Raw genomic sequence first — 24,819 nt, 5'->3', positions numbered from 1 at the left:
GGCACGCGAAGTTCCTCCGAACGCCTCATCGAGCCGAGTATCACCGTGAAACGGGAAACCGAACTTCTCATCGCGCAGGACACCAATGGGCAGGCCGCTGGGCACGATAGAGTCGCCGCCAGCAGCCGCTCATCGAATACTCGCACCGCCGGTAAAGCGGGCCCGGTGTAGGGCGCGCGAAAACGGCTCACTCCTGACGGTTTATACCGTAGGACGACAGCAGGGCGAGAAACCACCGGGCGGATTCGCGCCAGGAGCTCCCTACCCTGCTGAGTGAGAGGTATTGATCAGGCGGTCAACGCACACAGTTTCCTTCCCTCGGCGAGAAGAACCCGCTCCGGAATGCGGCCTCGAATGCGTTATCTTCCAGAAGACAAACTCTGTCGTATTTTATGCCAGCTTTCCGGCCTCAGAGGCTATCGCGAACGCTATGCGGTCAACCCGAGGAACTCCTGAACAGCGCGGATGTGCTGATGGTTACGCAGTTCGGCGTTCAGGTCAGCCAACGTATTGGAGGCTCGGGCGGATTCGACCCCACTCATCTGGTCGAGGACCTGGTAGGCGGCCTCCAACGCGGCGTCGATGTCGCCGAGTGCGAGGTACGCCTCCACTTTCCGCGCCAGGTAGATGGATGTACCACGGGCTTCCGTGTTGAGGTCGTAGGGGTCATCCTGCGACAGAGCAGCATCGAAGTGATCCAGGGCACGTCGAGGTTCGCCCAGGGACAGCGCAGCACTGGCCGCGACTTGGTGCAGTTCACCGGCGGTCACCCAGTACATGGCGGGCAGGTCGTCGGATGCCGGACCCGCCCGATCATAGGCAGCGAGCGCGGCGTCAACCGCCTGATAGGCGGCGACCGCCTCTCCGGCTTTGGAGTGAGCGCGGGCACGGCGCGCATGAAGCATGGCCAGCACCCGAGGAGAGGAAATCTTCCGGGCGGAGACCAAGGCACCGTTTACGAGATCGAGAGCGCCGCGCGAATCACCATTGGCATAGCGAAGATTGGCCCAGAATGCCAGAACAGTGGCTCCGACCGTGTCGTTTCCGGAGCTGGCCGCAGCCCGAACCGCAGTGACGAAATGCCGCTCGGCCGCCGCATTGTGCCCGGCATCGTAGGCGCACCAACCGGCCACTCGCGATGCTTCCGCTGCGGAGGCATACAGGCTGCGGCCGGTGTTCTCCGTGTATGAGGATTCCCTCAGAGTTCTGGTGATCAGGCGTAATTCGACGGTCGCCGCGTCATACGCCTGGTTGGAGCCGGCTTGGTCGTCGAGGCGTCGTAAGGTGTCCAGTCGGGCGTCGAACAGGGTGACGATCTGCTGACCGATACGGCGTCCTGATGTGCTCGCGGTGGCTGATGGGGCTGTGGCCCACTGGGCGACCATGGCGGCCAGTGTGTTTGTCGAAGCGATCAGAAAGCCCCGTCGATCCAATGGCCCTCCTACGTTCTCCAGTGCTTTCACCGTACCCACCGGAGCCCAAGGGGATTCCAAAATCGTGCGATCGTCACTAAACGCCAGCAAAAGCCAGTCTGGCCAGCCTCGATGATGAACCTCCCGCAGGTCCACGCTGAACACCTCGGCCATGGCGAGTTGGACGGTGATCTCCGGAACGGTTCCCGAGATCCAGCGGGAGACCTTCTCTTTGCGAGTGGCGATTGCGCCGTCTCCCCGGGCGTGATGGCGATCAGCAACCCGCTTCAGGAACATGACCGCAGTCCAGCGGTTGCGAGCGAGCAGCACGGTGAGCGGATGACTGTCTACTGTGACGTTCACGTACTCTCCCGCCTCCCCTGAGGCCGTGATCACATCTTGGAGGTGTGGTCCCAGTCCGCCTTCTGGCAACCGAATGCGAAGACCATGTCGGCGCGAAGCAACGGTGAGCAACCGGAAGGCAACGGAAGGCGTCTGACATCCCCTTCCCTGCCGCTGTCACCGGGCGTTCACTAAGAGTATGCACTCTCCGTCATCCCCACCGGCCGCAGCTTCTCCAATCGCCTCCGATCGAACATCGGCCGTGCAGGGCGTGATGCCGACCGGCCATCGACGCCGACAGGCCGTCGTCACCGCCGCGCGGCTTCAGGACGCATTGCTGGAGCACGGCCACCAGACGGACGCCCACGTACTCGCCTCCGGCCGTGTCGCGGTCTCGGTTGCCCCCGGTCTGCTCGTCCGCACCGACGGCGAGTTCATCTGGTGGACGACCCAGGGACCCGGCCGCCGCGGCAGACCCCGGCTGGCGCTGTACCGCACCCCGCACCTGGCCGCCGAACGGCTCGCCAGACAGCTGGCCGCCCAACCTCCCCCGGACGAGGCCCCCGAGTATCGCGACCCACTTCCCCAGTGACCCCGCCACCCGTCGCCACCGAACGGACCCAGGCCCCAGACCACGGTGACCGGCCAGTGAGGTGACAGCCGTACGGCCGCCGCCTCACCGCCTTCTCTTCCCGCTCCCCCGGCGGACCGGCGATCGAGCCCGCGCCCTCGATCACCTGGCGACACGCCTCCAGGCCGCCGGCCTCCGTACCCCGGCCACAAACCTGCGGCGGGCCCCATCCGCCACCGTGACCCCCCGCCCGCTTCCCCGGCACGAAGGCAGGGGGCCACAGCGGAGGCCCGCCGCTCCCGGTGGCCCCGGGAACACCCCACCCACTCCCCCCGCCCAGCCGACAAACGGGGGGAACCGGGCAGGTGCTCCTGGGGCCACACTCCCACCCACCGGCAACGGAGCCGACCACCCCCTCACCCCCAGCACCACCCCGCCCACACCGCATCGGCAAAGGAGCCGACCGTGATCTCCTTCCCACTCCCCCCGGCAGCCCCACCCCCGGACGCGGCCCTCCACCGGCCGCGCGCCACCGCCGTCGCCGCCGTCGGCCGCCTGCAACAGGCCCTGCACCACAACGGCGTCCACACCTCCACCGCCTACGACGACGGCCTGCCCCGCCTGCACGTCAAAAACGACCTCACCATCTGGACCGACCCCACCGGCCACACCTTCTTCTGGTCCGCCCGCCCCGGCGAACGCGCCGAACACGCCCCCACCACCCAGGTCGACCAGATCGCCGTCCACATCGCCAACCGCCTCACCACGACCCACACGACCGGCACGACGGCGAACCCCACGCGATAAGACCGGCGCGGCGGCCCGGCGGGAAACCGGCCCAGTGGGGGGCCACCTCCCACCACCGTCGCCGCGCCCCCTTTCCGCGCGCCCCAGGGACACCGAAAGGACGGGACACGCGGAAAGGTCAGGTGCGGGCCGGTCCCAGGGGTGGCACTCAACCGGCCCGCACCACCCCACCACCCCACACAAAACCAGCCCCCGCCCAACCACCGGAGAGGCCATGCCCGCCCCCGACACCCCCACCCCCAGTCACAACCCCGACCTCACCCCCGACCCCAGCTCCGGTTCGGGCCTTGGGCCCGGCTCGGCCGACACCGCCCGCAACCTGGAGGCCCGCAACCCCGGCTGGGCCATCCTCTGGCGCCCCTGGGCCCGCCGCTACTGGGCCTTCCCCTGCTGGATCACCACCCACCCCGAACCCATCGAAACCCGAAACCCCCACGACCTCATCAACCTCATCCAACAGACCGAACTCCACCACCCACCACCCGGCGGCCCCCGCCACCCACCTCCCTACCAGCACAACCAGCGGCCGACAGGGTGAGAACCCGCAGGGAACATGACCGCTCACCGTCAGTAACATTTGATTACCTGGAGCCCCTACCGTCGTACAAGTGAGAGACCGAGGGCGCTTCCCCCGCCCCATGGGTTTCGGGGACCCAGAAGAGCCAGCACGCGGACCCGGCGCGAGTTGACCGGGGATGGCACTTGACCGGCTCCCACCACTTCCTCGAAACACGCCAAAATCCAGGGCCTCTATAAGTACCGTGATGGGCGAAGAGCCGTCCCTCCCGGTCATCGCACCCGTCCTCCCTTCGTGAGGACGCCTCCACTCCCCTACTCCCGGACACGCGAGGAAAGGACGACCATGGGCAGCCGGCACAGACAACCGTGGGGCCTCACACGATCGGCCCCGTTTCCACCCGCAGCGGCTACGCCCGTCAATCCATTCAGCGTTGAACTCGATCCGGACACTCAGATCGGCATCTACCGTGACGAGAAGACCGGCCAGATCATCGAGGCAGGCAAGCACGGCACCAACAGGGAGACCAGCAAGAGGGAAACGACCGGCAGAGGAGGCGATGGCAAGAGTCCCCAGGATTCAGACGAGATCACCATCACTGACTACAGCGACGACTGATGGCAGACGAGATGGTGTTGGTCCTCACCCGATTGGAGGACTCGACTGCGGACATGGTGATCGGCCATCTCAACGCGCGAGACGCGCAGGTGGTTCGGTTCGACCCCGGGGTCGATTTTCCGGCCGCCGCAGAGTTCTCCACATGGTTCACAGACCAGCCGCGTAGTCGGCTGATCACCACGTCACGGGACATCGACCTGAACCAGGTACGGGCCGTCTACTATCGGCGGCCCACCCCCTACTTGTCCGATAGTTCGTCACACGTCGAGCGATTTGCTGGAACGCAGGCCCGCTTCGGGGTCGGCGGAGTCCTCGCAGCTCTACCATGCCCATACGTCAGCCACCCATGGGCGATCGCTGCGGCCGAGTACAAGCCTGTCCAGCTCACCACCGCGCGTCGGGTCGGATTCGACGTGCCCGCCACACTGATCACGAACCGAGTGGACGACGCCCACGCGTTCGCCACCAAGCACGGCCCGATCATCTATAAGCCACTAAGGGCCACCCCCTGCACCGACCCCAACGGTGAGCCTGCCACCATCTGGACGACCCAGGTCGAACCCGGGGAACTGGACGGCACCATTAGCCAGACCGCGCATCTTTTCCAGGTACGCATTGACAAGGTCGCCGACCTTCGGGTGACCGTCATTGGAGAGCAGGTGTTCTGCGTCCGGATCGACTCGGATCTTCTTGACTGGCGGCAGGACTACGATCGTCTCTCTTACACGGTGATCGAGCCTCCTCCCGGTCTGGCCGATCACTGCCACACCTACCTGGAAGATCTCGGCCTACGTTTTGGCGCGTTCGACTTCGCGTTCACCAACGATGATGTTCCGGTGTTCCTAGAGTGCAATCCCAACGGCCAATGGGGATGGCTGGAGGAGGTCACCGGACTCCCTATCTCCGCCGCCGTCGCCGACCTGCTTCTGGAGAAACCAACGTGACCGCGGACGACACCTCTGACCTGGCGGCGCGGCTCCGCCGTTCTCTGGCCCGCCAACTCGTCCAAGCGGGCTCCCTGAACGACCCGGCGTGGCGGAAAGCGGTAGAAAGCGTCCCCCGTGAGCTGTTCGTCGGCGGGGCGATCGCCGGAGCCACGGAGTATGGCGGCCGATGGCAGGTGACGCACCGCGACGATGTCTCCGACGACGAGTGGCTACGGCTGGTCTACAGCGACACCACATGGGTGACCCAGATCGACAGGGACATGGTCGAGAACGGTCACGGCATCCTGCGGGGGATACCGACTTCCTCCTCGACGTTGCCCGGCCTGGTCGTGCAGATGCTGGAGGCCGCGCGGATCACCGACGGCGACAAGGTGATAGAGGTCGGCACCGGCACCGGCTACTCAGCGGGGCTGATGTGTCATCGGCTCGGCGACAGCGCCGTGACCTCCATCGAATACGACCCGGTCGTGGCCGGTCGAGCTCGGCAGGCCCTTACCGCCGCCGGATACGCACCCACGCTGGTGATCGGCGACGGCCTGAACGGATACGACAAGAACGCCGAATACGACCGGTTGATCGCCACCTGCTCCGTCCGCTTCATCCCGTTCCCATGGATGTGGCAGGTCCGTGACGGCGGCACCATCACCGCCCCTCTGTCCGGCTGGATGCACGGCAGCGCGTTCGCGCATCTCACCCTCACCGACGACGGCACCGCCAGCGGCCGGTTCCTGAAAGACGATGTCTACTTCATGATCGCCCGTCCGCACGACTCGCCCCCGCTGGCCTCTCCATATCTCAGGGGCGAGAAACGGGCGAGCCGCGTCGACCCAAACATCCTGGACGATCAAGCCGGGCTGTTCGTGGGGCAACTGGCCGCGCCGTCGGCGATGAAACTCGGCAAGGGCGACGCAGTGATTCTCCTGGATGTGGCCACCGGTTCACAGGCCGGCACCGAAGCCGACCCACAAGGCGGGTGGACGGTACGCCAGCACGGCCCGCTGCGGCTGTGGGACGCGGTCGAGGACGCCATCCTGACCTGGCAGGAGGCCGGCTCCCCCCACCAGTCGGCATTCGGGCTCACCGTCACCAGAGACCGCCAATACGTCTGGCTGGGCGACCCCGACGGGCCGAGCTGGAACCTTCCAGCCTGAACGGCCCACCAAGGAATGACGCGCATGCGGGTATACGCCGGTTTTCTTCATCGCGGGCTCGGGGTGTGAACGAGGTCGTCAGCTCTGCCGGGCTCGGGCCGGGGTGGTGAGGCCGGCGACGGCGGCGACGACCTCGGACGGGTTGGAGAGGTCGGGGAGGATCACGTCGGCGCCCGCGTCGCGGAGGGCGGCCGGGAGGGAGCGGCCGGACGCCACCGCGATCATCGACGCTCCGGCGATCTTGGCGGCCTGGACGTCCCTGGCCGAGTCGCCGATCATCACGGTGTTGCTCCCGTCGAAGATCGCGCCGTACTTCTTCCCGGCCCGGCCCTGGGCGACCTGGAGCAGGGTGGCCTTGGGGTAGACCTCCTCGCCGTATCCGCCCACCTCGAAGTCGATGTGCTTGTCGAGGCCGAAGGCGGTCAGCTTGTGCACGGCGTTGCTCTTGATGGTGCCGGTGAGCACCGACTGAACCGCGCCGTCGAGTCTCGCCACGGCCTTGAGCGCCTCCACCGCGCCGGACATCATCCGCCCCTCCTTGGCCAGGCGTTTGCGGCGGGCGCCGAACGCCTCGGCCAGCGCGTCCAGGAACTTGGGGAGGTGGGCGTCTTCGGCGACGATCCCGTTGATGGCGAGCATCTCGAAGACGATCTCCGAGTCCGGGCGGCCGTTGTGCTGGGTCAGCTTGACCAGGGGGCGCCCGGTGACCTGGCGGAAGGCGTCGGCGTACGCCTCGCGGGCGACGATGGACACGTCGACCAGCGTGAGATCGACGTTCCAGAGAACGAGACGGCTAATCGTGGCCTCCGGAAATGGGGGTGGATGCCCAGAGTACGGCTACCGCCGCCCGCCGACGGCCGTCAACGGCGAAACCGTCACGGTCGAGGGTCAGGCGTGGTCGAGGGCGTTGGCGAGGGTGTCCACGACGGGGACGCCGAACGCCGCGAGGTCGGTCCGGCTGGTCATGCCACCGGTGTAGAGGACGGCCCGCGCCCCGACGTGCTGGGCGGCGTGCGCGTCGTCCACGCTGTCGCCGATCACGAGCACGTCGGCGGGGTCCACCCCCAGTGTCGCGATGTGCTCCACCATCGACTCGGCCTTGTGGCCTCCGGAGGCGCTGCGCAGCCCGTCGACTCTGGTGAAGTAGTGGTCGATGCCGAACTCGGCGACCTTGGGCACCAGCCGTTCGTGCGCCCACATGGAGAGCAGCGACTGCCTGCCCTGCGCCGCCCGCCACGCCTCCAGCGCGGAGAGCGCGTCAGCGGCGAGGCCGCACTCCAGCATCAGCCGGTGGTAGTTGTCGTGGAAGCCGATGTCCAGTCTCTCCCACTCGCCGTCGAGGAGCGAGCGGCCGAGCATGCGCTCGTAGGCCGCCCAGATGGGGCGGGTGTAGACCGCGCGGAAGCCGTCGACGTCGTAGGAGCCGAGCCCGTAGGGCTCGAAGACCGCGTTGGTCGCGCCCACCACGGCGTCGATGTCGTGGAAGAGGGTGCCGTTCCAGTCCCAAACGATGTGTCTCATGTCGCCCTCAAGGGTAACCAGCCCGCCCCACGGCGTGAACACCCGTGAGGCGGGTCCGGGGCCCCTCAGCCGATCAGGTCTGCTATCTCCTGGGTGGCGTACCAGAGCAGCTCGTTGGCCTCGGCGCCGTCCACGGCGAACCGGGCGTCGTCGTCGCCCCGGTCGGCTGCGGGCAGCGCGGTGACGGCGGCCTCGACGTCCTTCATCGCGGCCACCTCGTCCACGTGGACCGCGGCGACCTTGCTCAGCGGGACCGCGGCGGCCAGCCGGACTCGGGCGCGTTCCTCCAGGTCGGCGCCGACGGTCACGTCCGTGTCGGCCACGTCGGCGGCGATCACCACCCGGCGGGCGGGCGCCTCGATCCCGTCGGCCCGGTCGTCGGCCAGCATTCGCAGGGAAGCCCTGGCCGCCTCGGTCAGGGCGACATACTCCAGTTCCTCGGTGTCACCCGAGGCGTACCACTCGGTCAACGCGGGGGTCACCGCGTAGCCGGTCAGCGGGGCCGGGCCGAGCTCCCCCACGGTGACCACGCGGGCCAGCGCGGGGAGCGTGCACGGCAGGTAGACGCGCATCGATGCCTCGATCTGTTTCTCCGACATCGGCGCCGGTTCGGCGCCGATCACCCATCGAGTGTGCCAGCCCGGCGGACCTCGCCGCGAGAAGCCTGGAGGGTCAGCGCAGCGGCATGCCGAAGAGCCCCTCCAGCTCGGTGATGGTCAGGTCGGGGTCTCGGTGGTGCACGCCGACGATGCCGAGGGCACGGGCGGCCGTGATGTTGGCCTCGATGTCGTCGATGAACACGCATTCGGGCCCGGTCAGATCCACCTCGCCGAGCGCGTGCTCGAAGATCCTCGGCTCCGGCTTGCGCATGCCGACCTCCCCCGATATCACGACCGCGTCGAAGAGGTCCTCCCAGTCGTGGCGGGGATACTCGTTGTCCCACGAGTTGGAGAGCAGGCAGGTCCGCAGCCCGGCGGCGCGGGCCTCGCGGAGCATGCCGTACATCGGCTCGACTCGCTGGAACCCGGCGAACATCCTGGCCAGCAGCCCTTCGGCGACCGGCGGCACACCGTCCAGGGTGACCAGCCTGGCGGCCAGGTCGCGTTCGAACTCCAGCCCGGAGATCTCGCCGCGCTCCAGCGCGTGGATGCCGTTCTCTCCCTGCTCCGAGCCCCGGTAGGCGTGGGCGATGAGTTCGCGCATCACCTCGTGGTAGCGGACGGCGTCGATCCGTTCTGCGAAGATCCACTCGGCGATCGCCTCGGACATGCTCGTGGTGAGCACTCCGGCCCAGTCGATCAGCACGCCCTTGTACATCTCATCTCCTTGGTGAAACCCGTTACAGGTTAGGCATGGCCGATGAGCACCCCGGCCAGGGGTGGTGCGAAACTGGCGGCCATGGACTTCGCGCTCAGCACCAAGGCGGAGGAATACCTCGCCAATCTGACCGACTTCATGGCCTCCCATGTGTATCCGGCGGAGCCGGTCTACCACGAGTGGCGGCTGACCAGGGGGCATCACAACCACGATCTTCCCCCGGTCGTCGAGGAGCTCAAGTCCGAGGCCCGCTCGCGCGGTCTGTGGAACCTGTTTCTACCCGATGAGTCAGGCATGTCGGTGCTCGACTACGCCAGCCTGGCCGAGGTCACGGGCCGTTCCATCGATCTGGCTCCCGAGGCGCTGAACTGTGCCGCTCCGGACACCGGGAACATGGAACTCCTGCACATGTTCGGTTCGCCCGAGCAGCGGTCCCGCTGGCTTGAGCCGTTGCTCGCCGGTGAGATCCGTTCGGCGTTCGCGATGACCGAGCCCGGGGTGGCCTCCAGCGACGCGACCAACATCTCCACCTCCATCACCCGTGACGGCGCCGAGTACGTGATCAACGGCCGTAAGTGGTTCATCAGCGGCGCGGCCGATCCGCGCTGCGAGATCATGGTCGTGATGGGCAAGACCGACCCCGACGCGCCCGCGCACCGCCGGCAGTCGATGATCCTGGTTCCGATGGACACCCCGGGCGTGGAGGTGGTCCGCCATCTGCCGATCTTCGGATATCAGGAGCAGCACGGCCACTCCGAGATCGTCTTCACCGGCGTACGGGTGCCCGCCTCGAACCTGATCGCGAAGGAGGGCGACGGCTTCCGCATCGCCCAGGCCCGCCTGGGCCCCGGGCGGATCCACCACTGCATGCGTGCCGTCGGCATGGCCGAGCGTGCCCTGGAGCTGATGTGCGCCCGCGCCGCCAACCGCGTGGCCTTCGGCAAGACCCTCGCCCAGCAGGGCGTCGTGCAGCAGCAGATCGCCGAGTCCCGGGTGGCCATCGAGCAGGCCCGGCTGCTCACCCTGAAGGCCGCCTGGCTGATCGACACCGTCGGCGCCAAGGCCGCCGCGGCCGAGATCTCGGCCATCAAGGTCGTCGCCCCCCGGATGGCCTGCGAGGTCATCGACCGCGCCATCCAGGTCCACGGCGGCATGGGGGTCTGCGACGACGTCCCGCTCGCCATGATGTACGCCCAGGCCCGCGCGATGCGCATCTTCGACGGCCCCGACGAGGTGCACATCCGCGCCGTGGCCCGCCGCGAGCTCAAGCCCTACCTCTCCTGACCGCCCGGCCCCCGCCTCTCCTCCCGGCCGCCCCGGCGGCGCCTTTCCGGCCTCTTCCCCACACTTTCGCCGGCCCCTGACCGGCCTCGGCCATGGCCCTCCTCACCGGCCTCTGCGCGCTCCCGGCCATGGCCCTGACCGCTTCCGGCGACGGCTCTCAGGGTGGTTCCCCGCCGGCTGTTCCACCTCCTTTCGCGGTGACGTTCCGTATGGGATCAGACACCCAAAGAGAGATAGTTTTCCGCCCCTGTGTCCGATTCTGAGGTTGGGGCGAGTTTCAGGACTCCGGTTCGAGGAAGATTATGAAGATGGCCCCAAAGCCAGAGAACAGCACGTGAGAGGCGGTCCACGCCGCTCACGAACACCACTTGAACCGATTCCTCGACTCCTGTGAGGAGGGGCCATGACCGTAAGTCAGACGGTTCGCGAGACACGCAGCCGTACGACGTCGAAGTCCACCACGCCCGCCGAGCCGAGATCCACGGCCCGGAAGCCTGCCACGCGGAGAACCACGGCCAAGGCGGCCGGGACGGAGCAGGCCGGCGCCGGAACGGCCACCGCGGGAAGAGCCGCCGCCGGAAAGACCACGGCGGGAAAGACGACCGCCAGGAAGACCACCGCGGGAGCCGGGAGAGCCACCGCGAAGAAGGCCACGACCGGAGCGGCCACCGCGAGAAAGGCCGCCACCGGGACAACCACCGCACGGAAGGCCGCCACCGGAGCAGCCGCGGCGAAGAAGACCGCCACCGGAGCGGCGAAGGCGGGGGCGGCCGCCGCGAAGAGGGCCACGGCCGGAGCGGCCAGGGCGGTTACGGGTACGGCGCGGAGCGCGGCGCGGACCACGACCCGGCGGGCGACCACCGCGCAGCAGAGGGCCACCACACGTCAACGGGCGACCACCGCGCAGCAGCGGAACACCGCGCGCAAGGCCGAGAGGCCCACCGCGCAGAAGCCTCCGGCGGGGACGGTCGCCACACGGACGGCCACGGAGCAGCGGTTCGCGGAGAACGGGCACGACGGCGCCTCGCTCACGCTGAACCTGCCCATGCTGACCGTCCAGCTACGGCCTCCGCACCTTCATCTGCCGCACGTCAACCGGCAGGAGGCCGGCCAGGCGGTCGACGTCGCCAAGTCGTTCCTGCCGCCGGCTGAGCGCATGGCCTACTACGGGGGCCTCGGCGCGCTCGCGGTGGTGGGGCTGATCGAGTGGCCGGTGGCGGCCGCCATCGGGATCGGCACGATGATCGCCCAGCGTGCCCGGCGGAAGGATCGTCCCACGCGGCCGGTCTCCCGGACAGCGGGCGTCACGGACCACGCGAGCGCGTCCCGCTGATCGCGGCGGCGCGGTGACGCGCCCGCTCGGAGAGGTGTCGGGGTGTGCTGTGCCCGCTGCCGCCCCGGCCGGGGTGTGCTGTGCCCGCTGCCACCCCGGCCCTGCCCGAATGTTTCCCTTCCGCTGGAGAACCGAATGTTCCTGTCGCGTGTGCTCACGCTCTCCGCCGAAACGCTGTGGGAGGTCGTGCCCGGCGCCGTCCGGAACGTGCTGCCGCGTCCCCGCGCGGTACGGGCCTGTTCTGGTGGATTCCACGTCGACCTGCGCGTGATCGGCGGTCCGGGCACCGAGCGGCCGGCCCGGCGGCTCGAAGAGCTGCTGCTCGTGCTGGACGGGGTCGAGCGGGTGGAGGTCAACGGCGCCCTCGGCGCCGTCTTCGTGGGGGGCGACAGCGACTCGGTCGACCTGGACGGACTCCTGTCGATCATCGACGAACTCGACGGCGAGGAGCCCGAAGGCGAGGAGGCTCCGGGGCCGTCCATCTCCACGCTGGTGGAGCAGCACACGCGTGCCGGCATCCGGCTCGGCGCGAGCCTGATCGGAACAGGTCTGGCATTGGCCGGGCGGGTGGCGCACCTACCGGCGCTCTCCCCCGCCGTCCCCACCCTGCTGCACCTGGCGGAATCCACCCCGGCGGTCCGTGCCGGGCTGGAGCGCCGGATCGGCCACCGGGCCACCGGCACCCTGTTCACCACGGCGAACATCGTCACCCACACGCTCGCGCTGCGCCCGCTGGGGCTGCTGGTGCAGTCCGTCTCCGCGGCCGGCAGATACGTGGAGGCCCGTGAGTCACGGCAGGCGTGGGAGGCTCACGCGCGGGACCTGGCCGCCAGGAAGGGCGCCTACCGCCACACCCGGACGGCCAAGAGGCCGCGCCCGGCCCCCATGGCCCACAGCCCGGTGGAGCGGTTCGAGCGCACCGTGAGCCCGGCGGCGCTGGGCACCTCCGCGCTGACGCGGGTGCTCAGCGGCAGCCGGCGACGGGGACTCGCCATGATGGTCGCGGCGACGCCCAAGGCCGCGAAGGTCGGCCGCGAGGCCTTCGCCGGCGCGGTCGGGCGTGCTCTGGCACGGCGCGGCGCGGTCGTGCTCAACAGCGACGCGCTGCGCCGCATGGACGGCATCGACACGGTCGTCCTGGACGCGGGTCTGCTCGGCACGGGCTCCTGGACGATCGACCGCGTGGTGCCCCTCGCCGAGGACGTGGCCGCCGACGAACTGCACGCCCTGCTCTACAGTCTGATCGACTTCGACGCTCCCGCCACGCGGCGGGAGCACGGCGTGTGGGTGACCGAGCCACCGGCCGATCCGGAGGCGCCGACCGGCCTCGGCCCGGCCGACGCCGAGGAGTGGCGGGCCCGGGGCCTGCGCCCCCTGGTCGTGACGAGGCGGGGGGTCGTGGTCGCCCTGGCCGGTCTGGCGCCTGAGGTCCACCCGCTGGCCGATGCCCTGGTCACGGCGGTGAGGGGCACCTGCGCCGTGGTCCTGGCCGGAGAGAATCCAGGGCTCGGCCCACGGCTGGGCGCCGACGGGATCGTGCCGGGCGGTAATCGGCTGACCACCTGGATTCAAGCGCTCCAGGCCGACGGTCACGGGGTGGCCGTGGTCTCGGAACGCTCCACCTCCGCGCTGGCCCAGGCGGATCTGGGCATCGGCGTGCCGTCCCTGCCGGGACGGGTGCCCTGGGACGCGGACGTCATCGGCGAGCTCGACACGGTCCACCTGCTGCTGAGCTGCCTGGCACCGGCGAGGCGGACGAGCGAGCGGTGCGTACGGCTCAGCGTGGCGGGAGCCGCCGCCGGGGCCGCGCTGACGGCCACCGCCCCCCGTTCGGCGACGGTGCGCAGGGCGCAGCTGGTGAACGACGGCACCGCGCTGGCCGCGATCGCCATGGGTGAGTGGGCGGGCCGTAACGCCGGCGACGAGGCGCCCCCGGTCAGCGCCGATCCCACCCCCTGGCACGCCATGCCGGTCGAGGACGTGCTGTCCCGGCTCGGCTCGTCGCCCAGCGGGATCACCGAGGCGGACGCCGCCAAGCGCAGGACGGCCCGGCCCGCCGGGACGCCGGACGGCGCCGACTCGCTGTTCCGCGCGTCCATGGCGGAGCTGGCCAACCCGCTGACCCCGGTGCTGGGGGCGGGGGCGGGCGTGTCGGCCCTGGTCGGCTCGGTCTCGGACGGGGTGCTGATAGCCGCGGTCGTGGTCATCAACGCGCTCATCGGCGGGGGCCAGCGGTTCGCGGCGGACCGGGCGCTGCACCGCCTCACCGAGACGGTCGCGGACCGCGTACGGCTGCGCCGCCCGGACGGGGCGGATCCCCACGAGGCCACCGAGACGAGCGCCGGGACGGGCACGGGGGCGACCGCCGACGATCTCGTACCGGGGGACGTCGTCGAGTTGCGGGCGGGCGACGCCGTACCGGCCGACTGCCGCGTGCTCACCGCGATGGGGCTGGAGATCGACGAGGCCGGGCTGACCGGCGAGTCCATGCTCGTCACGAAGTCACCGGCCCCGGTCAGCGCCTCCGCCGTCGCCGAGCGCAGTTCGATGGTCTACCAGGGCACGACGGTGGCGGCCGGTCACGGGCTCGCCGTGGTCGTGGCCGCGGGCGAGGCGACCGAGGCGGCGCGCACCGCCAGGCTCGCCTCGGAGCGGCGCCCGCCGACCGGCGTTCAGCTCCGGCTGCGGGCGCTGAACCGGCGGGTTCTGCCGGTCGCGATCGGCTCGGGCCTCGTCCTGCTGGCCGCGGACCTGCTGCGCGGCAGGTCGATGTCGGAGGCGCTCGCGCCGGCGGTGAGCCTGGCCGTCGCCTCGGTGCCCGAGGGGTTGCCCTTCGTCGCCTCGGTCGCCGAGCTGGCCGCGGCCCGGCGGCTGTCGACCAGGAACACCCTGGTGCCCAACCCCTCCACGATCGAGGCCCTCGGCCGGGTGAACGTGCTCTGTTTCGACAAGACGGGGACGCTGACCGAGGGGCGCATCAGCCTGCGGTACGTCTCGGACGGGCGCATCGAGCATTCCGCCGAGGCGCTGCCGCCGGAGCTGAGGCGGGTGGTGGCCGCCGGGCTGCGCGCGGGCCCCCGGTACGGCCGGGGCCGGGCCATCCCGCACCCCACGGACCGCGCCGTGGTGGACGGCGCCGGGCGGCTGCGGGTGACGCCCGAGGAGGGGCTGGGCACCTGGCGGCGGATCGACGAGATGCCCTTCGAACCGGGGCGCGGCTATCACGCGGTGCTCGGGCTGGGGCCGGCGGAGCATGTGCTGAGCGTCAAGGGCGCCCCGGAGGCCGTGCTCACCCGCTGCTCGAACCTCCTGCGCGACGAGGAGACAATCTCGCTCACCGACCCCTTCAGGGCGGAGCTCGAAAAGGAGGTGGACCGGCTCGCCCAGCAGGGCTTCCGGGTGCTGGCGGTGGCGGAGCGTCCCGCCTCCGACCGCCGTGACCTCGACGAGTCCCGCGTCGAGGGGCTGACCTTCCTGGGCTTTCTCTGCCTGACCGACCCGGTACGGCCCACGGCGGCCGAGAGCGTCGGCCGCCTGATGCGGGCGGGGGTCCGGGTAGCCATGATCACAGGCGACCATCCGAGCACCGCGGAGGCGATCGCCGTGGAGCTGGGCGTGCTGAACGGCGGGCGGATCATGACCGGCCCCGAGCTGGACGGGCTCGACGACGAGGCCCTGACGGAGGAGCTGACGGGGACGGAGCCCGGCGTGACGGTCTTCGCCAGGACCACTCCGGCGCACAAGGTCAGGATCGTCTCCTGCCTGCGCCGCTCCGGCAGGGTCGTGGCGGTCACCGGCGACGGCGCCAACGACGCTCCGGCCATTCGCGTCGCGGACGTGGGAATCGCCCTCGGCTCCCGTGCCACACCGGCGGCCAGGGCCGCCGCCGACGTCGTGGTGACCGACGACCGCGTCGAGACGATCGTCGACGCGATCATCGAGGGCCGGGCCATGTGGAGTTCGGTCCGCGACGCGCTGAGCATCCTGCTCGGCGGCAACGTCGGCGAGATCGTCTTCGCGGTCGGATCCAGCCTGCTCACGGGCAGGAACGTGCTGAACGCCCGCCAGCTGCTCCTGGTGAACCTGCTCACCGACATGCTGCCCGCGATGGCGGTGGCCGTCCGGCCTCCGGCGTCGACCAGCCCGGAGCGGCTGCTCGCCGAGGGTCCCGAGGCCTCGCTGGGCGCCTCCCTGACCCGTGACATCTATCTGCGCGCCGCCACCACGGCGGCCGCGGCCGGCGCGGCCTGGTCGATCGGGCGGGTCACCGGCACGCGGAGCCGGGCGAACACCATCGGACTGGTGGCGCTGGTGTCGGCGCAGCTGTTCCAGACCCTGGTCGCGGGCGGCCGGGATCGGGTGGTCGCGCTGGCGGTGCTCGTCTCCCTCAGCGTGCTGGGCGCGAGCGTCTCCCTGCCCGGTCTCTGCGGGTTCTTCGGCTGCCGTCCCCTTGGGCCGGTCGGCTGGGGCATCGCGCTCGGAAGCGCCTGCGTCACCACGCTCATCGGGGTGGCGGTCGAACCGCTGACCCGTGGAACGTCATCGAACGTTAACCAAACAGCAACCTGACATCGTCGCTTCGTATAGATTTGTCCGCAATCATCACAATAAGAGTGATTTATCAATGTGAGGTTGCTATGTCCGGATTCTTGGCCTCGGTGCTCACCAGGGCGACCGTCCTCCTGCTCGAAGCGATCGTCATGCGCGTCGTCCAGGCGCTCGTGCTCTCGATGATCCGGCGCGGCGGCCTCCAGCCCTCCTGACCCCCGTCAGCGGGCCCGATCGTTGATGAGCCGGGCGACCCCGCGATGCTCCGGAGAGCGCAGCACCCGCTCGGCCCGGTCCGCGTCCGCGACCGGGGCCCTCCTCAGCAACCCCCTGGCGGCCTTGAGCTTCAGCAGCCGCCGGACGGACTGGTCGAGCCGCGCGGTGGAGATCTTCCCGGATCGCACCGCGGCCAGCACCGCCCGGTACGCCTTGGGGTAGTCCGGCGGCATCAGCAGCAGGTCCACCCCGGCCTGGACGGCACGCACGGCCACCTGGCCGTCGCCGTACTTCTTGCGCACCCCGGCCATGTCGAGCGCGTCGGTCGAGACGACCCCGTCGAAGCCGAGCCTCTGGCGCAGCAGCCCGGTCAGGATCGGCTTGGAGAGCGTGGCCGGATCGCCGGACGGGTCGAGCCTGGGCATGACCACGTGGGCGCTCATGATCGCGTCGATGTTCCCCCCGATGGCCGCGGCGAACGGCGGCGCGTCCAGCTTCTCCCACTGTGACCGGGAATGCCGGATCACAGGCAGCCCGGAGTGACTGTCCACGTTGGTGTCGCCGTGGCCCGGGAAGTGCTTGGCCGTGGAGGCGATCCCGGCGTCGTGGAAGCCCTTGACCGCGGCGGCGACCATCGACGCCACCCTCCTCGGGTCGGAGCCGTAGGCGCGGGGGCCGATCACCGGGTTACGCGGGTTGACGTTCACGTCGGCGACCGGGGCGAAGTCGAGGTTGACGCCCAGCGCCCTCAACTCGACGCCCGTCACCCTGGCGGCCTTGCGGGCCAGCGAGGGGTCGCCGACCGCGCCGATGGTCGAGGCGCCGGGCAGGTCGGTGACCAGCGGCGCGAGGCGGGAGACCCTGCCGTTCTCCTGGTCGGCGCCGATCAGCAGGGGGATCTCGGGAGACGCCTCCTGCAGCCCGTTGGTCAGCGCCACGACCTGACGGACGTTCTTGACGTTGTCCGCCCAGGGGAACAGGATCACCCCGCCCGGCCGGTACTTGGCGACCGCCTTGGCCGGGGTGTCCACGCCGAACCGCGCCTGGTTCTCCCCCGACGAGGTGTCCGCCGCCGAGCCGTACAGCACCGGCATGAAGAGCTGGCCGACCTTCTCCTCCACGCTCATCCGTGCGAGCACCGCCTCCACCTCGGGCGGAGCGGAGGCCGCCGGGGTCGCCGCCGGGATCGCCGCCGGAGGCGTCACGGGCCGCGGGGACTCAGCCGGAGCCGTGCTCACCGAGGGGCGCTCCCCCGAGACGGACCCGGCCGGCGTGGTCGCCCCCGGGGCGGCACATCCGGCCACCACCGTCGCGACCACCACAAGACCCGTCCTGCGAATGCACCGAACCATGGGCCCCACGGTATCCGCGTGGGCGAGTGGACACGCCGTATCCCACCGCCCCCGCCCACCGCGTCCCGCCGCGGCCCCACCCGCGCCCCCACCCTGCCCCTCCGCATCACCCCCTGCCCTCGGCCCCGGATGGACAGCCTCTCGGAGAACCGGAGGACCGGAGGACCGAGGGCCGGGCCGATCGGCCCTCAGCGAGCCGGCGCGTCCAGGTCCGGCAGATGCGAGCGGGCCGCGGCGCGCGCCTCCTGCGCGGAGTGCGCGGCGCGCGCGGCTCGGGCGGCCAGCAGGCACTGCTCGCGGGTGTGCCGCGACAGCGCGGCCCGTACGGCGGGCAGTGAGGGGGACGCCATCGACAGCGAGGTGACGCCGAGCCCGACCAGCACACAGGCGAGGGCCGGATCGGCCGCCGCCTCCCCGCAGACGCCGCACGGCCTGCCGCGCTCGGCGGCGCCCGCCAGGGCCAGGGCGATCATGTCGAGCAGCGCGGGCTGCCAGGAGTCCTGCAATGTGATCAGCGCGCCCAGCCGGCGGTCGGCGGCGAAGGTGTGCTGGGCCAGGTCGTTGGTCCCTATCGACAGGAAGTCCGCCTCCACGGCCAGGTCGGAGGCGCGCAGGGCGGCCGAGGGGATCTCGATCATCGCCCCCGCGGACGGCAGGCCCGCGTCCTTGCAGGCCGCCGCGTACCAGGCGACCTCCTCGGCGACGGCCACCATCGGGGCCATCACCTGGAGCTTGGCCGAGGACTGGGAGGCAGCGCGGGCCAGGGCTCCGAGCTGCCCGCTCGCGATTTCCGGATATTTCCGGAAGAGGCGGATGCCGCGCTGCCCCAGCGCCGGATTCGACTCCTCATCCTGCGGCAGGAAGGCCAGCGGCTTGTCCGCCCCCGCGTCGAGCGTCCGCACCACCACCCGGCTGCCGGGGAAGGCGTCGAGCACCTCCAGGTAGGCCGCCACCTGCTCCTCCTCGGACGGCGGCGTGGTCCGGTTCAGGAAGAGGAACTCGGTCCGGTAGAGCCCGATGCCCTCGGCACCGTACTTCAGCGCGTCCCGCACGTCGCGCGGCCCGCCGATGTTGGCCAGCAGCGGCACGGCGTGCCCGTCGGCGGTCGCCCCCGGTCCGGTCGCGGCGGTGAGCACGGCCTCCCCGGCCGCGGCGGCCCGCGTCACCGTGACCACCTCGTCGTCCGAGGGCGCGGCCCTCACCCGGCCGGAGGCCCCGTCCACCAGCACCGGTGTGCCCGGCTTGATCGAGGTCGCCCCCGGGCAGGCCACGACGGCCGGCACACCCATCGCCCGGGCGAGGATCGCGGTGTGGCTGGTCGGGCCGCCCTGCTCGGTGACGAAGGCGGCCACCACGTCCCTGGACAGCATCGCGGTGTCGGCCGGCGCCAGGTCACGGGCGATGAGAACGTACGGCCGCGCCGCGTGGGACGGCAGGCCCGGCACCGGCAGGCCCTCCAGCACCGCGACGACCCGGTCCCTGACGTCGTCCAGGTCCGCGGCGCGCTCCCCGAGGTATCCCCCGGCCCCGACGATCAGCTCGCGGTACCGGCCGAACGTCTCGTAGACCGCTCGGGCGGCGGTGGCACCCCCGTCGACCAGCTCGGCCACCTCGACGGCCAGGCCCGGGTCGCGCGCCATCAGCGCCTGCGCCTCCAGGATCTCCCGGGCCGGGCCGGCGGCCCGCGCCCCCCGCCACTCCAGGCCGGTGGCGACCCGCTCCAGCGCCCCGACGGCCCTGGCGCGCTCCGCCCCGGCGTCCCCGTCGTGGCGGGCACCGGGCTCGGGCGCGGGGACCTCACGCGAGACGACGTAGCCGGGCCCGAACCCGACCCCGGGGCTCACCCCCACCCCCGAGAGCGTGTTCACCGCGCCGACGCTCACGGCGCCGACGCGATGAGGGCGAGCTCGTCCAGCAACCGGTCGGCACCCTCACCCTCGGCCTTGATCACCACGGTGTCCCCCTGCCGGACGTCGAGCGAGAGAACCGCGAGGATGCTCTTGGCGTTCACCGGCGGGCCGCCCCCCTTCGCGACGGTGATCTCCAGGGGCGCCTTGGCCGCGGTCCGCACGAACGTCGCGGCGGGGCGGGCGTGCAGACCGACCTCGGACTCGACGGTGACTTGGCGCTCGGCCACGTGTTCCTCCTGAGGGATCGGCCCGGTGGTCCAGATCTCCGGGCCCGTTGGATGGTGCATGGAGGCCACTCGCCCCGTGTCGGGCCGGTGACCACGAGATCCGCCTCGGCCGGGCTCCATGCCCGCGGGGGCCGTCGGACGTGGGCGTGCTCGACCTCCTCGACCTCGCATCGGGCTCCGTGCCCGCGGGGGTCGTCGCCGGACCCACGCGTGTCATACCCACGGCCCTGGCCGCCGCAATCCCGGCGATCGAATCTTCGAAGACGACGGAGCGGGCCGGATCGAAGGATGACCGGCCGGCCGCCGGCGGGAACCTCCCGGCCGGCGGACCGTGCCCGGCCGCCCCGCCGGCCGGGCTCATATCCACCGGAAGAGCTCGTCCCCCGCACGCACCGAGCCCTCGGCGAGCGTGGTGACGGCGGCCGGCTCCGCGTCCAGCGCCACCACCGGGCAGACGGGGGAGCGACCGCCCGCCTCGACCTCGGCGGGGTTCCAGGCGAGCACGGGCTGACCCGCGCTCACCCGGTCACCCTCGGACGCGAGCAGCTCGAACCCCTCGCCCTTGAGCTGGACGGTGTCGACGCCCAGGTGAACCAGGACCCCCCTGCCGTCGTCGCCGACGACGACGAACGCGTGCGGGTACAGCTTGGCGATCCTACCGGCGATGGGCGCGACCGCCCGGCCCGGCTCCCTGACCGGCTCGACGGCCGTCCCCGGCCCGACCAGCCCCTCGGAGAACACCGGGTCGGGCACCGCTCCCAGCTCCACGACCGTCCCCGCGACCGGGGCCAGAACTGTGGTCATCACTCCCCCCGTCTTCCGCTCCCCATCCTCGTCTCCGTGGCGTGGGGGACCGTGGGAACGGGGAGGGTACCCGGCACTCTCAGCCGATGATGTCCTCGATGTCACTGGCGATCGTGTCCGCCTCGGGACCCACGACCACCTGGACGACGTTGCCCGCGGTCATCACCCCGTGCGCGCCGGCCGCCCTGAGTGCCGCCTGATCGACCTTGGCCGCGTCGCGCACCTCGGTGCGGAGCCGGGTGATGCAGGGTTCGATCTCAATGATGTTCTGCACGCCACCGAGTCCCGCGATGATCGCGCCGGCGTCAGCCGCCATATCGCCCTCCAGTCGTCATCGGTCTGTGATCAGGCTAAACGAGACCGGTCGATCAGTCGGTCCGTGTCACCTTGTTGAGACCTCGTGGCGCGTCCGGATCGATCCCGAGCCTGCGGGCGAGGGCCTCGGTCAGCAGCTGCCCGGGGACGATCAGGCCGAGCGGGGCGACCCATTCGGGCAGGTCGGGGCCGTTCAGCGCGGCGCTGGAGACCGCGGCGAGCGCGGGACCTCCGCCGACGGTGAAGGCCGGGGCCCCGGCGCCGGTGACCCGCTCGGCGAGGGCCACGGTGCCGGCCAGCGTCGGCCCCTCGGCCGCCGCGACCAGGATGGCGGGGGTGTCACGGTCGACCACGGCGATCGGGCCGTGCAGCAGGTCGGCGTAGGACAGGCCCATGGCGTGCAGGTAGCACGCCTCCTTGAGCTTGAGCGCCAGCTCCAGCGCGGTGGAGAAGGCCAGGCCCCGGCCGGAGACCACCACGCCCGGCTTGTCGGCCAGCCCCTCGACGACCGGCTCCAGGTCTCCCGGATCGGAGATCAGCCTCTCCACCGCGTCCGGCACCCGTCGCAGGTCGGCGGCGTCGACGTCGGCGCCCAGGCCGAGACAGAGCACGGCCAGCGCGGCGAGCTGGGTGGTGTAGGTCTTGGTGGCGGGGACGGCCTTCTCCTCACCGGCGAGTGTGCACAAGGCCAGGTCGGCGCTCTGGGCGAGGGGGCTCCGCTCGCCGCCGTTGGTGACGGCCACGGTCCTGGCGCCGCAGTCACCGGCCCAGGCGAGGGTCTCGACGATCTCCTCGGTCCTGCCCGACTGGGAGAGCGCGACGGCCAGCACCCCGTCGAGGTCCAGTCTGCGCCGGTAGGCGGTGGCGATCGAGGGCGCCGCGAGCGTGGCCAGGCGTCCGGTGTGTGCCTCCGCGAGATAACGGCCGTAGACTGCGGCGTTGTCGGAGGTGCCGCGGGCGATGAACAACAGCCGGCGTGTCCGGCTCGCGAGCCGTTCCACCTCCCCGATCCGGGGGAGGAGGGCGTCCAGCGTGGCTCGCAGCGCGGCGGGCTGCTCGGCGATCTCGCTGCGCATCCTGGTCGTCATCTCGCGCCGTCCTTCGTTCGGATCGAGGCGGCCGGGCCGTTACCGATCCGTCGCCGGTCCGCAGATTGACACCCATTTCCGGCCTGTGGTCTAGTCCGGACTAGACCACAGGCCGAACCATAACTCATCTCCATTTCGCGGATCGAGAGGGGGAGGGATCCCGTGGCCCAGATCGATCCCGACAGTCCGGTTCCCAAGTACTTCCAGCTCAGGGAGATCCTGCTCGACCTCGTAGATAGTGAGGAGCTGGCGATCGGGGCGGCGATCCCCTCCGAGCGCGAGCTCTGCCAGCGCTTCGGACTGTCCCGCATGACGGTACGGCAGGCCGTGGACCACCTGGTCTCCGAGGGCAGGCTGCAGCGTGTCGCGGGCAAGGGCACCTTCGTGGCCCGTCCGAAGATCGAGATGGCCCTCCGGCTGACCTCGTTCAGCGACGAGATGCGCGCCCGCGGCATGGAGCCCGGCTCCCGCGATCTGGACCGCCGGGTGGTCAGGGCCAGCGCGTACCTCGCCAGGGAACTCGGCATCCGGCCGGGGGACGAGGTCCACTTCATCGAACGGCTCCGCACCGCCGCCGCCGAGCCCATGTGCGTCGAGCGGGCCCACATCCCGGTCTCCCTCGCACCCGACCTCGACACCCACGACCTGACGGGCCGCTCGCTGTACGCCCTGCTCGAAAGCCGTTACGGCCTGGTCCTCGACGCCGGTGAGCTCACCATCGACGGTGGCATCGCCGATCCGGGCGACGCCGACCTGTTGAAGCTGCCACGCGGCGGAGCGGTCCTGCTGCTCCAGCGGCGTTCGTTCACGGGGGGAGTCTGCGCCGAACTCGGGGTATCCACCTACCGTGCCGACCGCTACCAACTCCGCACGGCCCTGGAGACACCCGTACGCCGTACCTGACCTCCTCCCCCTCCGGAGGGGAGTCCGCTGACTTCCTCCCCACGGCTGAAGCCCGGGGTCTCCACGCTCAAGGAGAGTCGATGAGTTCCCTCTCAGCGGACGCGGGTCTCCCCGCCGCGTCGCCGACCGGCTCAGCCGTGATGGCCGTGCTACAGCGTCTGGGACGCTCCCTCATGCTGCCGATCGCGGTGCTGCCCGCCGCGGGCCTGCTGCTCCGGCTCGGGCAGGACGACCTGGTGGGGCGGACCGACAACGTCCTGCTCGACAACGTCGCGCACATCCTCGGCACGGCGGGCGGCACCCTCTTCGACAATCTCGCCCTGCTGTTCGCGGTCGGCGTGGCGATCGGGTTCGCCCGCAAGTCCGACGGCTCCACCGCGCTCGCCGCGCTGGTCGGCTACCTCGTCTTCCACGCGGTCAGCATGACCATGTTCTTCAAACTGTTCGACGCCGGCCTCCGCGAGACGATCAGCACGGAGATCTTCGACAGGTCCCACCCCGGCGTCCCCGGCGTGGTGCTCGACCTCGGGGCGCAGAACCCGACCCGGGTGCTCGGCGGCATCGTCATGGGCCTGGTCTCCGCGCTGCTCTGGCAGCGTTTCCACCGGACAAGGCTGCCGACCTGGCTGGCCTTCTTCAGCGGCCGGCGCCTGGTGCCCATCCTGACCGCCTTCGCCGGGCTCGTGCTCGGCGTGATCTTCGGCGTCGTCTGGCCCGTCATCGGCAGCCGGCTCGGCGCGTTCGGCAACTGGCTCGCCGCCAACAGCACGGTGGGCGCGGGCGTCTACGGCATGGCCAACCGCGCGCTGCTCCCGCTGGGCCTGCACCACATCGTCAACAACGTGGTCTGGACCCAGGTCCCGGGCTGCGTGGTGGGCGGCAAACAGCTCGCCGGCGACCTGGTCTGCTTCAACAACGGCGCCGTGGGCTACGGCGGCTTCGAGGCCGGGCTCTACCCGGTCCTCATGTTCGGCCTGCCCGCCGCGGCGATCGCCATCTGGCGGGCCGCGCCGCCGCACCGCCGCACCGCGGTCGGCTCGATCATGATCTCCGGCGCGCTCACCGCCTTCCTCACCGGCATCACCGAACCGATCGAGTTCGCCTTCGTCTTCGTGGCCCCGATCCTGTTCGTGGTGCACATCGTGCTGACCGGCATCTCCCTCGCGGTCGCCTCCGCTCTGGGCGCCAAGCTCGCCTTCAGCTTCTCCTCCGGGCTGATCGACCTCGGCCTGTACGGCACCGCCCCCAACGCCCGGAACGTCCCAATCATCCTGGTGATGGGACTGATCTACGCGGTGATCTACTACACCGTGTTCAGCTTCCTGATCAGGAGGCTGAACCTCGCCACCCCCGGCCGCGAACCACAGGAGGCCGACCCTCCGTCCGGTACGGCCACCACCCAGCCGCCCACCCCCTGAGCGGGCTGGTCCCCTGCCCGGTGAGCCGTGTTCCGGCCACGCCCCGGGTGAGGGGGACCGGCACCGTAACCCGTCCGGTCACCGGCTGGAACCAATCCAGCTTGGGCCGATCTTTCCTCCCCGATCGGGGTAAAACACCGGGGTGCCGCCGGAAGCTGGCGATCGGCGTATCTGGACGGTGGACCGGAAACTCATAGCTGTGTCCGTTCCGCCGACGA

Annotated in this window: 25 protein-coding genes; 12 read left to right on the top strand and 13 right to left on the bottom strand. The window is 70.7% G+C overall.

All coding sequences use genetic code 11. The features are described 5' to 3' along the window. Positions 1-428: 428 nt before the first annotated feature. Positions 429-1,775 (bottom strand): hypothetical protein, encoded by a 1,347-nt coding sequence (locus ABZ194_RS04005; protein WP_355592031.1) that lies wholly within the window; start codon positions 1,773-1,775, stop codon positions 429-431. A gap of 241 nt (positions 1,776-2,016) precedes the next feature. Here ABZ194_RS04005 and ABZ194_RS04000 point away from each other — a divergent pair, with 241 nt between their 5' ends. From ABZ194_RS04000 to tgmC, 6 genes are all read left to right on the top strand, one after another. Further along, a complete protein-coding gene (locus tag ABZ194_RS04000) occupies positions 2,017-2,346 on the top strand; it encodes a hypothetical protein (protein WP_355592029.1) in 330 nt (109 codons plus the stop codon). A 444-nt stretch (positions 2,347-2,790) separates the two neighbouring features. After that, the gene (locus ABZ194_RS03995; RefSeq protein ID WP_355592027.1) at positions 2,791-3,132 is read left to right on the top strand and encodes a hypothetical protein; all 342 of its coding nucleotides are present in this window, start codon (positions 2,791-2,793) and stop codon (positions 3,130-3,132) included. Positions 3,133-3,346: 214 nt separating this feature from the next. After that, the gene (locus tag ABZ194_RS03990; RefSeq protein WP_355592025.1) at positions 3,347-3,670 is read left to right on the top strand and encodes a hypothetical protein; all 324 of its coding nucleotides are present in this window, start codon (positions 3,347-3,349) and stop codon (positions 3,668-3,670) included. Positions 3,671-3,994: 324 nt separating this feature from the next. Continuing rightward, positions 3,995-4,267: a putative ATP-grasp-modified RiPP gene (gene tgmA, locus ABZ194_RS03985; RefSeq protein ID WP_355592022.1), complete on the top strand. Its 273-nt coding sequence runs from the start codon at positions 3,995-3,997 to the stop codon at positions 4,265-4,267. Beyond that, a complete protein-coding gene (gene tgmB / locus ABZ194_RS03980; RefSeq protein WP_355592020.1) occupies positions 4,267-5,211 on the top strand; it encodes an ATP-grasp ribosomal peptide maturase in 945 nt (314 codons plus the stop codon). The genes tgmA and tgmB overlap by 1 nt, the downstream gene beginning before the upstream one ends. Beyond that, positions 5,208-6,365 carry an ATP-grasp peptide maturase system methyltransferase gene (gene tgmC / locus ABZ194_RS03975; RefSeq protein WP_355592018.1) on the top strand — a complete coding sequence of 386 codons (1,158 nt, stop codon included), beginning with the start codon at positions 5,208-5,210 and terminating at the stop codon, positions 6,363-6,365. Before tgmB ends, tgmC begins: the two co-directional genes overlap by 4 nt. A 78-nt stretch (positions 6,366-6,443) precedes the next feature. Here tgmC and ABZ194_RS03970 read toward each other — a convergent pair whose 3' ends face one another. The 4 genes from ABZ194_RS03970 to ABZ194_RS03955 form a co-directional block, all read right to left on the bottom strand. Next, a complete protein-coding gene (locus tag ABZ194_RS03970) occupies positions 6,444-7,163 on the bottom strand; it encodes an HAD hydrolase-like protein (protein ID WP_355592188.1) in 720 nt (239 codons plus the stop codon). Positions 7,164-7,253: 90 nt separating this feature from the next. Next, the gene (locus ABZ194_RS03965; protein WP_355592016.1) at positions 7,254-7,886 is read right to left on the bottom strand and encodes an HAD hydrolase-like protein; all 633 of its coding nucleotides are present in this window, start codon (positions 7,884-7,886) and stop codon (positions 7,254-7,256) included. 65 nt (positions 7,887-7,951) lie between these two features. Then, a complete protein-coding gene (locus tag ABZ194_RS03960; RefSeq protein ID WP_355592186.1) occupies positions 7,952-8,458 on the bottom strand; it encodes a hypothetical protein in 507 nt (168 codons plus the stop codon). A 100-nt stretch (positions 8,459-8,558) separates the two neighbouring features. Next, positions 8,559-9,203: an HAD family phosphatase gene (locus ABZ194_RS03955; RefSeq protein WP_355592014.1), complete on the bottom strand. Its 645-nt coding sequence runs from the start codon at positions 9,201-9,203 to the stop codon at positions 8,559-8,561. A gap of 81 nt (positions 9,204-9,284) precedes the next feature. Here ABZ194_RS03955 and ABZ194_RS03950 point away from each other — a divergent pair, with 81 nt between their 5' ends. Then, positions 9,285-10,487, top strand: coding sequence for an acyl-CoA dehydrogenase family protein (locus tag ABZ194_RS03950; protein ID WP_355592184.1), 1,203 nt, complete (start codon positions 9,285-9,287; stop codon positions 10,485-10,487). A gap of 414 nt (positions 10,488-10,901) precedes the next feature. Here the strand turns inward: ABZ194_RS03950 and ABZ194_RS03945 are convergent, their stop codons facing one another. Next, positions 10,902-11,369 (bottom strand): hypothetical protein, encoded by a 468-nt coding sequence (locus ABZ194_RS03945; RefSeq protein WP_355592012.1) that lies wholly within the window; start codon positions 11,367-11,369, stop codon positions 10,902-10,904. Positions 11,370-11,372: 3 nt separating this feature from the next. Then, positions 11,373-11,534, bottom strand: coding sequence for a hypothetical protein (locus ABZ194_RS03940; protein ID WP_355592010.1), 162 nt, complete (start codon positions 11,532-11,534; stop codon positions 11,373-11,375). Here ABZ194_RS03940 and ABZ194_RS03935 point away from each other — a divergent pair. The 3 genes from ABZ194_RS03935 (at position 11,533) to ABZ194_RS03925 (ending at position 16,583) form a co-directional block, all read left to right on the top strand. Beyond that, complete coding sequence (locus tag ABZ194_RS03935; RefSeq protein ID WP_355592008.1) at positions 11,533-11,820, top strand: hypothetical protein; 288 nt, start codon at positions 11,533-11,535, stop codon at positions 11,818-11,820. The two genes, ABZ194_RS03940 and ABZ194_RS03935, sit on opposite strands and share 2 nt — an antisense overlap. A 135-nt stretch (positions 11,821-11,955) precedes the next feature. After that, positions 11,956-16,389 (top strand): cation-translocating P-type ATPase, encoded by a 4,434-nt coding sequence (locus tag ABZ194_RS03930; protein ID WP_355592006.1) that lies wholly within the window; start codon positions 11,956-11,958, stop codon positions 16,387-16,389. Positions 16,390-16,457: 68 nt separating this feature from the next. Continuing rightward, positions 16,458-16,583, top strand: coding sequence for a hypothetical protein (locus ABZ194_RS03925; protein ID WP_355592004.1), 126 nt, complete (start codon positions 16,458-16,460; stop codon positions 16,581-16,583). A 6-nt stretch (positions 16,584-16,589) separates the two neighbouring features. On the opposite strand, the gene ABZ194_RS03920 is transcribed toward ABZ194_RS03925, so the two are convergent. The 6 genes from ABZ194_RS03920 to ABZ194_RS03895 form a co-directional block, all read right to left on the bottom strand. Further along, a complete protein-coding gene (locus ABZ194_RS03920) occupies positions 16,590-17,936 on the bottom strand; it encodes a glycoside hydrolase family 3 protein (RefSeq protein WP_355592002.1) in 1,347 nt (448 codons plus the stop codon). A 188-nt stretch (positions 17,937-18,124) separates the two neighbouring features. Beyond that, the gene (gene ptsP, locus ABZ194_RS03915) at positions 18,125-19,819 is read right to left on the bottom strand and encodes a phosphoenolpyruvate--protein phosphotransferase (protein WP_355592000.1); all 1,695 of its coding nucleotides are present in this window, start codon (positions 19,817-19,819) and stop codon (positions 18,125-18,127) included. Next, on the bottom strand, positions 19,816-20,073 hold the full coding sequence (locus tag ABZ194_RS03910) for an HPr family phosphocarrier protein (RefSeq protein ID WP_355591998.1): 258 nt from the start codon (positions 20,071-20,073) through the stop codon (positions 19,816-19,818). The genes ptsP and ABZ194_RS03910 overlap by 4 nt, the downstream gene beginning before the upstream one ends. A 357-nt stretch (positions 20,074-20,430) precedes the next feature. After that, the gene (locus ABZ194_RS03905; protein WP_355591996.1) at positions 20,431-20,877 is read right to left on the bottom strand and encodes a PTS glucose transporter subunit IIA; all 447 of its coding nucleotides are present in this window, start codon (positions 20,875-20,877) and stop codon (positions 20,431-20,433) included. A gap of 79 nt (positions 20,878-20,956) precedes the next feature. After that, on the bottom strand, positions 20,957-21,193 hold the full coding sequence (locus tag ABZ194_RS03900; protein WP_355591994.1) for a glucose PTS transporter subunit EIIB: 237 nt from the start codon (positions 21,191-21,193) through the stop codon (positions 20,957-20,959). A 52-nt stretch (positions 21,194-21,245) separates the two neighbouring features. Further along, the gene (locus ABZ194_RS03895) at positions 21,246-22,280 is read right to left on the bottom strand and encodes an SIS domain-containing protein (protein ID WP_355591992.1); all 1,035 of its coding nucleotides are present in this window, start codon (positions 22,278-22,280) and stop codon (positions 21,246-21,248) included. 162 nt (positions 22,281-22,442) lie between these two features. On the opposite strand from ABZ194_RS03895, the gene ABZ194_RS03890 reads away from it, so the two are divergent. Together ABZ194_RS03890 and ABZ194_RS03885 are read left to right on the top strand one after the other, a co-directional pair. Next, on the top strand, positions 22,443-23,183 hold the full coding sequence (locus ABZ194_RS03890; RefSeq protein ID WP_355591989.1) for a GntR family transcriptional regulator: 741 nt from the start codon (positions 22,443-22,445) through the stop codon (positions 23,181-23,183). Positions 23,184-23,263: 80 nt separating this feature from the next. Further along, positions 23,264-24,601 (top strand): PTS transporter subunit EIIC, encoded by a 1,338-nt coding sequence (locus ABZ194_RS03885; RefSeq protein WP_355591987.1) that lies wholly within the window; start codon positions 23,264-23,266, stop codon positions 24,599-24,601. The last annotated feature ends 218 nt before the right edge of the window (positions 24,602-24,819 follow it).

It is taken from the genome of Streptosporangium sp. NPDC006007, assembly GCF_040614315.1.
In the GTDB taxonomy this organism is placed as follows: domain Bacteria; phylum Actinomycetota; class Actinomycetes; order Streptosporangiales; family Streptosporangiaceae; genus Streptosporangium.
The sequence above is the reverse complement of the archived record's forward strand: the minus strand, read 5'-3'. Positions and strand labels throughout refer to the sequence as shown.

Coding starts and splice junctions, on each gene's coding strand:
- ABZ194_RS03990 (WP_355592025.1), top strand. CDS start 3,347: ATGCCCGCCCCCGACACCCCCACCCCCAGTCACAACCCCGACCTCACC.
- tgmA (WP_355592022.1), top strand. CDS start 3,995: ATGGGCAGCCGGCACAGACAACCGTGGGGCCTCACACGATCGGCCCCG.
- tgmB (WP_355592020.1), top strand. CDS start 4,267: ATGGCAGACGAGATGGTGTTGGTCCTCACCCGATTGGAGGACTCGACT.
- ABZ194_RS03965 (WP_355592016.1), bottom strand. CDS start 7,886: ATGAGACACATCGTTTGGGACTGGAACGGCACCCTCTTCCACGACATC.
- ABZ194_RS03960 (WP_355592186.1), bottom strand. CDS start 8,458: ATGCGCGTCTACCTGCCGTGCACGCTCCCCGCGCTGGCCCGCGTGGTC.
- ABZ194_RS03955 (WP_355592014.1), bottom strand. CDS start 9,203: ATGTACAAGGGCGTGCTGATCGACTGGGCCGGAGTGCTCACCACGAGC.
- ABZ194_RS03950 (WP_355592184.1), top strand. CDS start 9,285: ATGGACTTCGCGCTCAGCACCAAGGCGGAGGAATACCTCGCCAATCTG.
- ABZ194_RS03935 (WP_355592008.1), top strand. CDS start 11,533: ATGCTGACCGTCCAGCTACGGCCTCCGCACCTTCATCTGCCGCACGTC.
- ABZ194_RS03940 (WP_355592010.1), bottom strand. CDS start 11,534: ATGGGCAGGTTCAGCGTGAGCGAGGCGCCGTCGTGCCCGTTCTCCGCG.
- ABZ194_RS03930 (WP_355592006.1), top strand. CDS start 11,956: ATGTTCCTGTCGCGTGTGCTCACGCTCTCCGCCGAAACGCTGTGGGAG.
- ABZ194_RS03925 (WP_355592004.1), top strand. CDS start 16,458: ATGTCCGGATTCTTGGCCTCGGTGCTCACCAGGGCGACCGTCCTCCTG.
- ABZ194_RS03920 (WP_355592002.1), bottom strand. CDS start 17,936: ATGGTTCGGTGCATTCGCAGGACGGGTCTTGTGGTGGTCGCGACGGTG.
- ABZ194_RS03905 (WP_355591996.1), bottom strand. CDS start 20,877: ATGACCACAGTTCTGGCCCCGGTCGCGGGGACGGTCGTGGAGCTGGGA.
- ABZ194_RS03900 (WP_355591994.1), bottom strand. CDS start 21,193: ATGGCGGCTGACGCCGGCGCGATCATCGCGGGACTCGGTGGCGTGCAG.
- ABZ194_RS03895 (WP_355591992.1), bottom strand. CDS start 22,280: ATGACGACCAGGATGCGCAGCGAGATCGCCGAGCAGCCCGCCGCGCTG.
- ABZ194_RS03885 (WP_355591987.1), top strand. CDS start 23,264: ATGAGTTCCCTCTCAGCGGACGCGGGTCTCCCCGCCGCGTCGCCGACC.